Origin of the sequence: Turicibacter bilis (assembly GCF_024499055.1) — a bacterium.
GTDB classification, from domain to species: domain Bacteria; phylum Bacillota_I; class Bacilli_A; order MOL361; family Turicibacteraceae; genus Turicibacter; species Turicibacter bilis.
Genome location: NZ_CP071249.1, coordinates 2,728,823 through 2,743,281, shown reverse-complemented (window position 1 = coordinate 2,743,281; position 14,459 = coordinate 2,728,823). Strand labels below are relative to the sequence as shown.

15 protein-coding genes are annotated in these 14,459 nt (G+C 34.3%); all 15 read right to left on the bottom strand.

The window, feature by feature from the left end; all coding sequences use genetic code 11:
* The 15 genes from J0J69_RS13165 to rimP all read right to left on the bottom strand — a co-directional run bounded on the left by J0J69_RS13165 (position 1) and on the right by rimP (position 14,296).
* A complete protein-coding gene (locus tag J0J69_RS13165; protein WP_055241137.1) occupies positions 1-594 on the bottom strand; it encodes an XTP/dITP diphosphatase in 594 nt (197 codons plus the stop codon).
* A gap of 12 nt (positions 595-606) precedes the next feature.
* Complete coding sequence (gene rph / locus J0J69_RS13160) at positions 607-1,317, bottom strand: ribonuclease PH (RefSeq protein WP_055241139.1); 711 nt, start codon at positions 1,315-1,317, stop codon at positions 607-609.
* A 56-nt stretch (positions 1,318-1,373) separates the two neighbouring features.
* Positions 1,374-2,375, bottom strand: coding sequence for a GerMN domain-containing protein (locus tag J0J69_RS13155; RefSeq protein ID WP_212725756.1), 1,002 nt, complete (start codon positions 2,373-2,375; stop codon positions 1,374-1,376).
* 144 nt (positions 2,376-2,519) lie between these two features.
* A complete protein-coding gene (locus J0J69_RS13150; protein WP_055276375.1) occupies positions 2,520-3,611 on the bottom strand; it encodes a 3'-5' exonuclease in 1,092 nt (363 codons plus the stop codon).
* 574 nt (positions 3,612-4,185) lie between these two features.
* Positions 4,186-4,383 carry a hypothetical protein gene (locus tag J0J69_RS13145; protein WP_055241145.1) on the bottom strand — a complete coding sequence of 66 codons (198 nt, stop codon included), beginning with the start codon at positions 4,381-4,383 and terminating at the stop codon, positions 4,186-4,188.
* Between the two features lie 125 nt (positions 4,384-4,508).
* A complete protein-coding gene (locus J0J69_RS13140) occupies positions 4,509-4,721 on the bottom strand; it encodes a helix-turn-helix domain-containing protein (RefSeq protein WP_055241147.1) in 213 nt (70 codons plus the stop codon).
* A gap of 132 nt (positions 4,722-4,853) precedes the next feature.
* A complete protein-coding gene (gene uvrC / locus J0J69_RS13135; RefSeq protein WP_237297082.1) occupies positions 4,854-6,656 on the bottom strand; it encodes an excinuclease ABC subunit UvrC in 1,803 nt (600 codons plus the stop codon).
* A gap of 105 nt (positions 6,657-6,761) precedes the next feature.
* On the bottom strand, positions 6,762-7,214 hold the full coding sequence (locus J0J69_RS13130; RefSeq protein ID WP_237297080.1) for a DUF4362 domain-containing protein: 453 nt from the start codon (positions 7,212-7,214) through the stop codon (positions 6,762-6,764).
* A gap of 90 nt (positions 7,215-7,304) precedes the next feature.
* Positions 7,305-9,137, bottom strand: a complete 1,833-nt coding sequence (locus J0J69_RS13125; protein WP_212725755.1) for an LTA synthase family protein — start codon at positions 9,135-9,137, stop codon at positions 7,305-7,307.
* Positions 9,138-9,637: 500 nt separating this feature from the next.
* The gene (gene rbfA / locus J0J69_RS13120; RefSeq protein WP_055241154.1) at positions 9,638-9,991 is read right to left on the bottom strand and encodes a 30S ribosome-binding factor RbfA; all 354 of its coding nucleotides are present in this window, start codon (positions 9,989-9,991) and stop codon (positions 9,638-9,640) included.
* A gap of 33 nt (positions 9,992-10,024) precedes the next feature.
* A complete protein-coding gene (infB, locus tag J0J69_RS13115) occupies positions 10,025-12,118 on the bottom strand; it encodes a translation initiation factor IF-2 (RefSeq protein ID WP_055276369.1) in 2,094 nt (697 codons plus the stop codon).
* Positions 12,119-12,144: 26 nt separating this feature from the next.
* A complete protein-coding gene (locus J0J69_RS13110; RefSeq protein ID WP_055276367.1) occupies positions 12,145-12,447 on the bottom strand; it encodes a L7Ae/L30e/S12e/Gadd45 family ribosomal protein in 303 nt (100 codons plus the stop codon).
* Between the two features lie 9 nt (positions 12,448-12,456).
* The gene (gene rnpM / locus J0J69_RS13105) at positions 12,457-12,729 is read right to left on the bottom strand and encodes an RNase P modulator RnpM (RefSeq protein WP_055304997.1); all 273 of its coding nucleotides are present in this window, start codon (positions 12,727-12,729) and stop codon (positions 12,457-12,459) included.
* A 28-nt stretch (positions 12,730-12,757) separates the two neighbouring features.
* Complete coding sequence (nusA, locus tag J0J69_RS13100) at positions 12,758-13,813, bottom strand: transcription termination factor NusA (protein ID WP_055241162.1); 1,056 nt, start codon at positions 13,811-13,813, stop codon at positions 12,758-12,760.
* Positions 13,814-13,828: 15 nt separating this feature from the next.
* Positions 13,829-14,296 carry a ribosome maturation factor RimP gene (gene rimP, locus J0J69_RS13095; RefSeq protein WP_055304999.1) on the bottom strand — a complete coding sequence of 156 codons (468 nt, stop codon included), beginning with the start codon at positions 14,294-14,296 and terminating at the stop codon, positions 13,829-13,831.
* Positions 14,297-14,459: the final 163 nt, after the last annotated feature.

Below are 14,459 nucleotides of genomic sequence, written 5' to 3'. Positions count from 1 at the left end.
CTACACTAAATTCATTAAAATAGTTTGTAATTTCGCAAAGGCATCCGCACGATGGCTTAATACATTCTTTTGATGCTTCGGAATTTGTGCCATTGTCTTTTCAAGTTCCGGTAAGTAGAAGATTGGATCGTATCCGAACCCTTCACTTCCTAAACACTCTGTCAAGATTTGTCCTTCACACGTTCCACGAACGACTGACTCCTCTCCTTCAGGTGTCACTAAAGCTAATGCACAAACAAAGCGAGCCCCACGTTGTTCAGTTGGAATACCTTCTAACTCACTTAATACTTTTTTAATATTCGCTTGATCATCGCGGCCTTCTCCTGCATAACGCGCACTATAAACGCCAGGACGTCCATGAAGTGCATCGACTTCTAAACCTGAATCATCAGCAATCACAACTTGATTAAATTGTTTCGCAATTGCACGCGCCTTAATTAAGGCATTCTCTTCAAACGTTTCTCCGTCTTCTACGATATCTTCGATTTCTTCAAAATCAAGTAACGATTTGACAGTAATATGATATTGACTGAAAATGTGTTCAAATTCTTTAGCTTTTCCAGCATTTTTAGTAGCAATAATAACTTCTTTCATTCTCTAGACTCCTTAGCTAATTTGTTTTTGCATCGCGATTAATTGTTGAATTCCTTGACTTGCTACGTCTAACATTTCAAGTAACTGTGCATGAGAATATGTTGCTTCCTCACCTGTTCCTTGAATTTCAACAAATTGACCACTTTCTGTCATAATCACGTTCATATCCACTTCAGCTGCTGAATCTTCTTCATAATTTAAGTCTAAAATGACTTCACCATTTAAAATTCCAACCGAAATGGCGGCTAAATATTCTTTTAATGGAGACTCAGCAATCGTCCCATCAGCCACTAATTTATCAAACGCTAATTTCATCGCTACCATTGCTCCTGTAATCGATGCAGTACGTGTTCCACCATCGGCTTGAATCACATCACAATCAATCCAAATCGTACGTTCTCCTAATTTTTCTAAATCAACAGCTGCACGAAGTGAGCGACCAATTAAACGTTGGATTTCCATCGTACGTCCACTCACTTTTCCGCGTGCTGCTTCACGAATATTACGTGTATTAGTTGCGCGTGGTAACATTGAATATTCAGCTGTAATCCAACCTTTTCCTTGTCCACGCATAAATGGCGGTAACTTATGTTCAATCGTTGCTGTACAGATTACTTTTGTATTTCCGAATGAGACAAGGACGGCTCCTTCAGGATTAATTATATAATGGGGAATAAATTCTACCGATCTTAGTTCATTATTCTTACGTTCGTTTGCTCTCATATTTATCACCTTACTTGATTAAAACTTTCATCCCCTATTATAACATAATCTCTTTTTTATTGGGCTTCAATTAATGATTCAAAATCGAATCGACTCGTTGGTACCGCAATAGAATGATCTACCTCATCCATCACTTTAATATTTCCGTTGATTGAAACCGAAACCATTTCAATATCATCTAATTCTGTTAATGTCATCACCAATTGTTTTAACATCGTGGATGAAACTTTTGTTTGTTGACTGTCATAGTATAACTCAGAACTGAAATTTAATGAAACTAATCCATCACTAATAACTGGATCACTCAATAATGTCGTCTCTTGATCAAAAACACTCACATAATTTTGATTCACAGGACCTTGAATTAAAGCAGAGACAGCATAAGTAACTGGATCAGTTGAAGCTGGAATGAGACGTGTGACTGGAACCAGCAATCCATCTTTACTATCATCTGTTACAAAATAAAGCGTCACAAGCTGCGTTTCATCAAAGTTTGTTGTATCTAATTCTAAATTAATTCCCATTGATCGGTCAAGTCCACGACTGACTGGCAATGTTCCATTTAAATTAGACACTGGTTCCCCATCAATCTCAAACTTCACTTTATCGACATCAACTAATTCAGTATACGTCCAAACAAGAGAAGATAACAAATCTTGTTCTTCATCAGCTGTATAATCTAAAAATTCCGGTGAGACATTGAGTGTCAGGATCCCATTTTCTAAGTGGTAATCATTTAAAGTAGCCATAGGTGAGACTAAAGAAGTGGTTCCAACAGGCAGCTGATTTGATTTAGTTGTTAAGATTTCAAATATTGCTTGAATTGGATTACTTTCTTCACCTTTTTTTACGTATGTTTTGACAAGATTGTCTGACTCATGTAAGGCATAAACTGCATAATACTCTTCTGACGAATAGACGATTTGTTCTTGCGATGTTTGTTCACTCATCGTATTGACTAGGTTTCTTGCTGCAGGATCTTCAGATCTACTAGCATAATAAATAAACAACATTGCGAGGACTGGTAATGTTAATTTTTTTACCCATTTCGTTTCCATTTCTTTTCACCTCTTCTTAAATATATAGCTACTATATGAAGGGGTAAAAAAAAAGATAACCTTTACCGCAAGTTATCTAAAGAGTCGAGAATAGATGTCAATTCTTTAAATCATTCGATAAAAATTATCTTGTTCGTTGCATGGTTAGCGATTATTCATGATATTTTGATAGTTTTCTTTAAATGGATATTTCTCATTCGATAAAATAATTGATTTAAATTTATAAAAAATATTATGTAAAACAAGCGCATCCACAATCGCATCATGAATTTGTGTCCCCGTAAAAATTTCATAACTTTTAATGGCATTATATAGTCCAATATCTTGTCCAATTTGGTAATATTGTCGATGAACACGTTGTAAATCAATAAGTTGATCGGTTTCAAATAAAGGCTCAACCTGATTTAATAAATAAGAGTTTTCTAGAATGAAACCATCTGAAACTCCCCAAACCAAGAAGATTGGGTTATATCGTGCAATAACTTCTTTAATATAATCATAGAAGTCTTGATAGCTCATTCCATAAGCTATCGCTGATTCGGTAATTTTTAAGAATTCTTGTGTTTTTCCTGAAACATGCGGGAATAAGGTTGGTTTCACATAAGCAGAGAATTTCTCTACTAGATTTCCTTCTGCATCTGCAATGATTAAACCGAATTGAATAATTTCAGGGTGAAACTTCATCCCTCGGTATTCAGGACCACTCATCGAAAACTCTAAATCTAAAAAGGCATAATAGTTCGAATCTAATAACGTATTAATTGTTTGTCTTAATTCGTGCTTAATAACTTGAGGATTTTCAGCTTTCTTACGATTTTCGTTTTTAATCGCTGTAATCGCAAAATAACTAGATTTTCCAATTTTGAATTCCATTGGGTTATACGTAAACTGAAGAAAATCTCCAGGTTTATATTGATATTTAATAACATTAAAATGTTTGGGCGTAATATAAAAATGAATCAATTGCCCACCTGTATGTAACGAAATACGCGGAATCGATAAATTCAAAGATTGAATTTTCCCTTTTAATTCTTTACATTTTTGCATCGTTAACTCAAGATGATTAATTTTCTTCTTCCCACTTAAGCTATATTGCACGGACTGTCCAATCATGGACGTTGATACCGTTAGCTTAGGGTCGAATGAAAACCACGTCTCATTCATTAAGATTTTATGTTCGTCTAAATTTATTTTTAAAATCACTCCGGTATGTCCGAGCATTCTGACCACTTCCATCAAACAGTTTCATCATATCTACATGATGCCTTAAACTTTTTTCTTTAAAATTACTGAAGTTTAAATCTTCATCATTCTATATTATTATAATACACTTTCTCCCTTTAATCTACTCGCACATTATTTTTTTATATTCTCACAACCTCTGAGCAATCATTTTTTTCGACGTCATTAATGACGTAAATTTATATACGTCACGATAAAATTTCTATAGGGAAAATTTTAAGCCCTATCAGTGGTGGATTCATTTCGGTTAGAAATGGTCCATGATCCATCGTTACTATAGTCCGTCTTAATATCCAAGTATTTTAAGAAATAAGCTTAACTTGAAATATCTAGTTTTTTCGCTTTACATATAGATAAAATTTTAAATCTGGCTGATGATTTCAAAGCTTAACCTACAATAACTACCACATTTAACTCCTAAATCTAGTCGTCATTCCATGAAGCTCATCTATTTCAAAAAGGGATAGCATTTGTTGATTAATAATCTATTATATGCTTTGGATAATTAGCTTTATGACTGGCTAGCACCTCCCAACCCATCTTTTATAAAAAATTAAAACAGTGATAACTATTGACCATTACTAGTTTGCTGTTGTTTTAATAAATCTAAAATTTGTTTCATTCGATCGAGTAGCACACCGAATCCATATAAAAATACAATCAAAATGATATGAAGCGCAATAGATGTCACCATTTGATTTCCAAGTCCTAAAATAACAACAAGCATCACTAGACTTAATAATTGAAAAAACTGTCCCAACGTCATTAAAATTCCTCCACCTAACAATGATAACCTTATTTTATCATACACTTACCTAAGCAACAATCTAATAACTAATAATGACTTGATATAAAAATACGTAAAAAAACCACCTTTAAAGGTGGTGATTTTTATAGTTTAATGACACCCAATCTTAATAGCTCAATAATCGCCTGTGAGCGTCCTTTGACGTTAAGTTTTAAGATCACATTTGAAATATGATTTCTAACCGTTTTTTCGCTAATTTTCAACTCCTCAGCAATTTCACCCGTAGTCATATTGTGAACGAGTAAGTCGAAAATTTCTTGTTCTCTCTTCGTTAAAATTGACTGACCTTTGTTCAACCTTTCTACCCCCTATTCTTTTGAGGTAGTCATTATCCTCGTTGATACGACGGTTATTGCCACCGTATCTAGTATATCTTATGTATCAAGTCATGATTAGTGCCACTTAATCAGTCAAAACCGTGCGAATTGTTATTGTTTTTTCTGTAGTTCTTCTCCAATAAATAGTTTCACACGACGAATGAGTTCTGGAGCAAATCCAAGTTGTTCATAGGCTGAGTCATCTGCTTCTAGCATCTTTTCAAGTGATCCAAAATTTTGAATTAATAATCGTTTTCGTTTAGGTCCAATGCCTGGAATCTCATCTAAAATCGATGTTAATTGACGATTTTGTGCCGTTTGATGATGAAAACTTAAAACAAAGCGGTGAACCTCGTCTTGAATACGGGTTAATAAATTGAAAACATTTGCTCGACCTTTTTTCTTTAAATTAATTTCTTCCATATCACGGCCATCAAGTAAAAACGCTGTTCGATGCTTTTCATCTTTAACCAATCCCACAACCGGAATAGATAGATTTAATGATTCAAGTACTTCCATCGCAACATTCACTTGTCCTTTCCCACCATCAATGACGATTAAATCTGGAGCTGGTAATCCTTCATTAAGTACTTTGAAGTAACGACGATAAATAACCTCTTTCATCGCTTGATAATCGTCACCTTCTGACGTCGTCGTAATTTTATATTTACGATACTCTTTCTTATCTGGACGACCATCCGTGAATACAACCATTGCCGAAACCGTATCCATTCCTTGATGATGAGAATTATCAAAGGCTTCAATTCGATGGGGCGTTGGAAGACTTAATAACTCCCCTAATTTTTCAACGGCTTTTAACGTACGTTCTTCTTGCTTTTCAATCAATTGAAGTTTTTCATTCAGCGCCATCTCTGCGTTCTTCATCGCTAAATCAACAAGTTCTTTTTTATCTCCCTGTTTTGGAACCATCACTTTCACATCAAGCAACTGAGACAATAACTCTTGATCTAATGTTGAAGGAATAAAAATTTCTTTTGGCTTTAAGGTATTATTACTTTGATAGAAGCGTCCAATAAACGTTAACACAGCTTCTTCGACATCATCGATTCCGTCAAAAATCGATACTTCACGCTCAATCACTTTTCCTTGACGAATAAAAAAGACCTGAACGCAGACTCGTCCCTCAACTTCAGCATAACCAAAGACATCTCGATCAATAAAATCATTTAATGTCATCTTTTGCTTTTCAACGGTTGCTTCAATATGAAAGATTAAATCGCGATATTCTTTAGCACGCTCAAACTCTAAATTTTCAGCTGCTGCTTCCATTCGTTTCACTAAATCGGCTTTTACCTTTGAATAGTCACCTTTTAAGAAGCGGGAAATTTCCTCAATATACGGTTTATAATCTTGGGTTGGGATTTCATATTCACACGGTCCTAAGCACTGATGAATATGATAATAGAGACAAACTTTTTTCGGAATCGTATGACATTTTCTTAATGGGTATAATTTATTTAATAAACGAATCGTTTCATTAGCTGCCGTTGCATTTGGATAAGGTCCAAAATACTTTCCACCATCTTTTTTTATTTTTCGTGTTGTTACGAGTCGTGGATGGGTTTCATTCGTAATTTTAATATATGGATAGTGCTTATCATCCGTTAACATTATATTATATTTGGGATCATATTTTTTGATTAAGTTGATTTCTAAGACGAGCGCTTCAAGTTCACTCGATGTGATAATATATTCAAAATCGACAATTTCACGAACTAAACGTGCCGTTTTTCCATTATGTGAACCTGTAAAATAGGATTTGACACGATTTTTTAAACGTTTAGCTTTTCCCACATAAATGACTTGACCCTTAGCATCCTTCATTAAGTAACACCCAGGATTCATCGGTAATAAAGATAGTTTATCTTTTAATAATTGATTCAAGCGTTTCACCTCTTACTTCCTTTGAAACGTTATCGTTTTGCAATAAAAAATCCTAGTCTTCATTTATTTTTAAACGAAGATTCCTAGGATTAGTTTGGCTCATTGCCCACATCATTATTTTAGATTATATGATAAAAACGAACGTTCTTCTTGACCATTAATTAAAATATAAGTGACCTGGTCTTGCTTATAAATTTTCTTCATTGAATCATAAACCTTCACTTTATACTCTTTTCTTCCTTGGCCATCTTCAATAATATCATAGTAAAGCTTTAACTTTCCATTTGAAACATGTAACTCATATAACTCATATTTTTGGCTTGATTGGGGAATGGCAACTGTAATATGATCATCATTATTTCGCTTCACCTGTTTATAGAACTGTTCTAATCGAGAAAGATTAATAATTTTAGTCTCAGCTTGGATGACATCTCCATCCGTTTCTCCTTGCATGACATCATATGTATCATGGGCATTCACTTGTAAATTAAAATCTCCCCAAATAAAATATCCGCTGAGTACCACTAACACTATTAAAACTCCAAAACTAATACTTGTTTTTTTCACCAAATCCCACCACCTATTATGTCAATTATGGTGTTATTTTATCATCTTTTTTATGTCGAAAACAAGAGAATGCTCAGTTTTTTAATCTGATTATTGGAATCTTAATAAATCCTTATTCAAAATCAAATCAGAATAGTATAAATCTTGTACAGCCACCTTTTCTAGTGACTCACAAAAACTTTGATCAACCAACTCACCTGAATCAGAACGTAGGCATGTTGAATCAGCATATCGATACTCACTTCCAATAAAACTTCCATCTCGTAACACAATCAATTCACGACGATCAGCGGCAAATAAATCCTGTCCAAAATTGATGTACGCATTCACCGGTAATCCAACTAAATTTAAAAGTGTCGGCTTCATATCAATCTGTCCTGAAACCGTAGAAACCACTTCTCCTTCTTCTTGATTCGGCAAATGAATAATAAATGGCACGCGTTGTAAATCTAAGTGTCGATTTAATGTAATTTCTTCTTCCTGAAGTAATATCGCTAAATCCTCATAATAACTTTCTGATAATCCATAATGATCACCATACATCACAATTATTGTGTTGTCATAAAGGCCACTTTCTTTTAAGTTCGTGATAAAAGATTTGAGTGCTTCATCTAAGTAACGAACGGTCGTAATATAGTGGTTTACAATCTCATTATTTGTCTCTCCTGGCGAAATGTACTGATACTGCTCTGGAATTTCAAATGGATAATGATTCGTGAGCGTTAGTAACTTTGCATAAAAAGGTTGGGGCAGTCCTTTCAGATAATCTAACGTCTGTTCAAAGAAAGCTTCGTCGGTTAATCCCCATCCAAAACTATTTTCTTCGTTGACTAAAAACGCAGATTCATCAAAGAAATGATCAAATCCAAGTGCTTCATACATCGTCTCACGATTCCAAAACTCCTTCTCATTGGCGTGAAAGACAGCCGTATAATAACCTTGCCCCTTCAAAATAGAAGCGAGACTTTCATATTGATTTTGCGATTTCGCATAAAAAGCTGATCCACGATCAGCAGCATATAATGAGTTTTCAGTAATAAATTCAGCGTCTGATGTTTTCCCTTGTGACGTTTGCTGATAAAAGTTATTAAAATAATAACACTCTTGAATGAACTGATTTAAAAATGGCGTTACCTCTTCCCCATTGACTTCTAAATTAATTGCAAATTCTTGTAACGATTCCAATGAAATGACAATAATATTTTGATCTTTTGCCACTCCAAACAACTCGGAATTAGGGTTAATTTGATTGGATTTGACATAGTTACTCACTTCAATAAATTCATTATTCTCAGCAAGCGCATAGTCAATTGGTGTGGTTAAACTTAAATAAATATCATAAAGGCCATATTGATAGATGCCCAATGTTTTAATCATAACTTCACGATTATATGGAACGTTAAACATCGGTAATCCACTCAAATACGATAACCCAAACGTTAAAAGATAAGCTCCAATCATTGAAATAAAATATTTCTTATAAAAGTGAGGAGTACCCTTAGTTGAATCTTTTAGTCGTCGGTTTGCTACCATTAAAATAGGTAAGTTCATAATTAGAAATAATACTTTAAAATCAATTAAGTTCATCACACTACTTCCTAACCCTCCTGTATTATCCATTTGAAGTAAAATAGGTAGCGTCATGATATCATCATAAAATTTATAAAACAATGTATTTGCAATCATAATGACTGAGAAAAGCGCTGATACTCCGATAATTGCAAAACTTCTTTTTGAGGGTTTTAAAAAATAGATTGATTCATAAATTAATAAGATAGGTCCAATTGAATTAATAACAATTAAGATCTCTTCCCCTAAAGATACCAACGATAGTCGGAAAAAAAATTTATAAACAATATATGTTTGTAGCCATGTCATGAAACTAGCGATAAACATTAATTTTTGATTTTTAGTTAAACTCATTGTTTGTTTCCCCCTTATCTACTTAAATAATCTACCATAATAAGGATTTATGTCAATATTTCTCTTTACTTATGCCTCACTCGAGAACTTAAAAAGCATTGATCTCATCATATTTTAATCTTTTTTTACTACCCTAAAATGCAAGCTTAATTAAACAAAATTGTTAAAAAAGTTTGCATTTGATGAGAAATGGTCGATTTGAAAAATCGTAAACTTTGTCAGATTATTCTAATATCATTCTAATAAATGGTTTTAAAATAACGCTTTCGGTTCATTTAGTGTTGGTAACATATTATTGTACAAAATAATATGTTACCGATTGAGCCCTCCCTAATTCAAATTTTCTGTCAAATAAAAATGCTTATAAGTATTACTTCTCCTCTTCTATCTTCATTTAAAAATGATTGTTAAATTAGCTTAATCTTCATCCATATACCTCTGCTATTTCTCACAAAAAAAGAGCCACCTCATTTTGAGATGACCCCTTTCACCTAATATGATTACATTTTACCTTGACGGCGTAAATCTGCTAACATCATATCAATTTTATTACCATATTCAATTGATTCATCAATTTCAAAAATTAAATCTGGAACTTTACGTGTCGACATACGTTTCCCTAACTCACTACGGATAAATCCTTTTGCACGTAATAAGGCTTTTGTTGCCGCTTCACGACGATTTTCTCCACCTAAAACAGAATAGTAAATCTTACAGAATGATAAGTCACTCGTTACTTCTGCTCCTGTTACCGTAACAAATCCCACTTTTGTATCTTTAATTTCATTCATGATGATATCCGTTACATCACGTTCAATTTGTTTTGAAAGTTTTTGTACTCGAATTTGTGACATCCTGAATCACCCTTTTTTATATAATTCCGTTTATTAAGCGCGTTTTACTTCTTCCATTACGTACGCTTCAATGATATCTCCTTCTTTGATATCGTTGTAGCGTTCGATCGTGATACCACACTCATAACCGTAGTTAACTTCTTTAACTTCGTCTTTGAATCGTTTTAATGAACCTAATTCACCTTCAAAGACGACGATTCCATCACGGATAACACGTACACTTGCATTACGTGATACAGAACCATCTGTTACATAACATCCAGCAATTGTACCAACTTTTGATACCTTGAATGTTTGACGAACTTCTAATTGTCCTGTTACTTTTTCTTCGAAGATTGGATCTAACATCCCTTTCATCGCTGCTTCGATTTCTTCAATCACTTTGTAGATGATTGAATGTAAACGAATATCTACCCCTTCGTTAGCTGCTTGCTGACGAGTCGTTGATGATGGACGTACGTTGAATCCGATGATGATTGCTCCTGAAGCTGCCGCTAATGTTACGTCAGTTTCAGTGATTGTTCCAACTGATGCACGGATAATGTTAATTTTAACACCTTCAACATCGATTTTTTGTAATGATCCACTTAAAGCTTCAACTGAACCTTGAACGTCACCTTTGATGATAACATTTAATTCTTTCATTTCTCCTTCTTGGATTTGAGAGAATAAGTCATCTAATGAAACGGCTTTACCTGGTTTATTTCCAAGTTCACGAGCATTTGCTGTACGTTGATCAGCAATTTGACGTGCTTCTTTTTCACTCGGGAATACCATGAAGCGATCTCCTGCTTGAGGAACATCATTTAATCCAGTGATTTCGATTGGTGTTGATGGTCCTGCAGCTTCAATACGTTGATTTAAATCATTAACCATTGCACGAACACGACCGTGAGTATTACCTACAACGATAGCATCTCCAATACGTAATGTTCCATTTTCAACTAATAATGTTGCAACTGGTCCACGACCTTTATCTAATTTAGCTTCAATCACTGTACCTGTTGCTAAACGTTTAGGGTTCGCTTTGTACTCGTTCATTTCAGAAACTAAATTAATCATTTCTAATAAGTCATCAATTCCTTCACCTTGTAAAGCAGATAACTTAACGTAGATTGTATCTCCACCCCACTCCTCAGGAACTAATGAGAATTCAAGTAATTCTTGCATGACGCGTTCTGGGTTAGCCGTTGGTTTATCCATTTTGTTGATAGCAACAATGATTGGAACTCCAGCAGCTTTAGCATGATCGATTGCTTCTTTTGTTTGTGGCATAACACCGTCATCTGATGCAACAACAAGAACACAGATATCTGTCACTTGTGCACCGCGAGCACGCATTGATGTAAACGCAGCATGTCCTGGTGTATCTAAGAATGTAATGACACTTCCACCGTGGTTCACTTGGTATGCACCGATATGTTGCGTGATTCCTCCCGCTTCTCCTGTTACGACACGTGAGTTACGAATTGCATCTAATAACGTTGTTTTACCATGGTCAACGTGCCCCATGATTGTAACAACTGGTGGACGTTTTTCTAAATCTTCTTCTGAATCTTCAATCACGATTTTTTCGAATTCTGTTACATCAGTGAAGATTTTATCTTTTACTTCGAATCCAGCTTCCTCAGCTAATAATTCAACTGTTTCACGATCTAATGTTTGGTTAACTGTCGCCATCATTCCAAGCATTAATAATTGCTTAACGATTTCTCCAGTTGATTTTCCAAGACGCTCAGCTAAATCCCCTACTGTTAACTCATCGCTATAGTAAACGATAGCAGCATCTTTGTCTTCTTTAACAGGAACGTTTGCAATACGATCGCTCTTATCATTTTTACTTTTCTTTTGATTTGCTTTTTTCTTTTTTGTAATTTTAGGACGTTTTACTTCAACATACTCATCATATTTGAATAAATCGTCTGTATCATTTGTAGAGTCCTTTTCATTGCTTACTTGTGACTCCATTTTAGTTTTTTCATTTTTAAAATTTTTATCTAACATCAATATAACATCGTCTCCTAACACTGACATGTGACTTTTAACTGAGAGGTTGTTGTCTGATAAAAACTGCAACACCTCTTTACTAGAAAGATTTAATTGTTTTGCATATTCATGTACTCTCATTTCGTCACCTCACTTAATGTATGCATTTACGCATTAATTTTATTTTTTAAAGCTTTTGCAAAATTAGGATCGGTAATCCCAACAACTTTTCTAAAGTCTTTACCTAATGCATGACCTAGTTCATCACTACCTGCTTTTTGTACCCATTCGACACCATAAAACTTACATTTATCAGTGACCTTTTTAAATGTATTCGCTCCTGTGTCTTCTGCTATGATAACAAAGTGTACTTTTTTACTTTGAATAGCCCCAACTACAAGTTGTTCTCCTGTAATCACAGCACCGGCGCTTAATGCTAAGCCTAAAAAATTCAACCATTGTTGATTCATCTTCATCACCTATTTCGTTTGTTTCTGTGCTAATTCAGCTAATTCTTCATAAATAGCTTCAGGAACTTCAACTTCAAGGTGACGACTTAAAATATTTTTCTTTTTAGCTAATGCAACAACTTCGGGTGTTAAGTGTAAATAGACGCCACGACCATTCTTCTTACCAGTTGTATCAACTGATACTTCACCATCAGTCCCACGAACAATTCGAATTAATTCTTTTTTAGGTTTTTGTTCACCTGTAATGACACATTTACGCATAGGGATTTTCTTTTGTTTCATACAATGACCTCCTTGCGTGATTTTTTTATTATAGTTCAATTCCTAAATTTTCAGCTTCAGATTCAGGTTTAATATCGATTTTCCATCCAGTTAATTGAGCTGCTAAACGAGCATTTTGTCCACGTTTACCAATAGCTAATGATAATTGGTTATCTGGAACTAAAACAACTGTTGCTTTTTTCGCTTCATCCACTACTACTTTTGTTACTTGCGCTGGACTTAATGCATTTGCAACTAATACTTCTGGGTCTTTAGAGAATTGAATGATATCAATTTTTTCACCGTTTAATTCATCCACGATGTTTTGTACACGTTGTCCTGATGGACCAACACATGCTCCAACTGGATCCACGTTTGGATCTTCTGAAGCCACACAAATTTTTGTACGATCTCCAGCATCACGAGCAACTGACATGATTTCAACTGTTCCATCATAAATTTCTGGTACTTCTAATTCAAATAAACGTTTAATTAAGTTTGGATCTTTACGTGAAACGTAAACAACTGGTCCTTTATTTTTAGATTCAATTTTACTAATATAAACTTTAATACGTGAATTTGGTTTGATTTCATCTGGGTTCATAATTTCGCGCATTGGTAATAATGCTTCAATTTTTCCTAAGTCAACGAAAACATGTTTACCATCATCTTTTACCACAATGCCTGTGACAATTTCTCCTTCGCGATCTTTAAATTCTTGGAATAAATTATCACGTTCTGCTTGACGAATACGTTGTTTAACAACTTGTTTCGCTGTTTGTGTTGCAATACGTCCGAAATCTTTAGGTGTTACTTCGAAGTTAATGATATCTCCTTCTTCATAATGAGGGTTGATACGCATCGCTTCAGCTAAACTAATTTGTTCTTGAGGACGCGTTACATCTTCAGTGACTGTTTTTTGTTGATATAATTTAACTGTTCCAGTATGTTCATTGATTTCAACTTTAACATTTGTTGCTTGGTTAAAGTTTTTCTTATATGCACTAATTAATGCATGTTCAAAAGCTTCAATAATAATATCTTTTGAAATACCTTTTTCTTTTTCAAGTAATTCAAGAGCAGCAAAAAACTCTTTCGTGTTCATCCTTATATATCCTCCTTAAAACTTAATCGCAAGTCGAACCTTAGATGCCATATCATAAGGGATTTCAACTGTTTTTTTGCGAGTTTTAACTAATACTTCAAGTGTCATGATATCATTTTCGAATTGTGTTAAATAACCTTCGAATTCTTTTTGATTATCAATCGCTTTGTACGTTCTTACATTAACATAAGCTCCGATAGACTGTGCCACCTCTTCTTTTGTTTTTAATGGGCGCTCAGCACCTGGTGATGAAACCTCTAACATGTATTCATCTTCGATATAATCATGCTGATCTAATTTTTCACTTAATGCTTCGGCAATTGTCGCACATTGGTCAATATCAATTCCTTCTGGTGTATCAACATACACACGTAAGAAGAAAACTTGCCCCTCTTTCACATACTCAACATCAACTAAGTCAACTTGAGCTGCCTCGCAAATCGGTTTAACTAATTCTTCTGTTTTAGCTACGATATTTGACATTAGGATTTCACCTCTTTCAAACATTTTAACCATAATACAAAAGAGTGGGAAGTCCCACTCTTACACGAAATACTATGTGAAATTATTTTAACACAATTTAATTAGCTAGTAAAGTCATTCATGAATAATTGTGTTCTTCCAGTATTTTTACCATGTGGCCCAT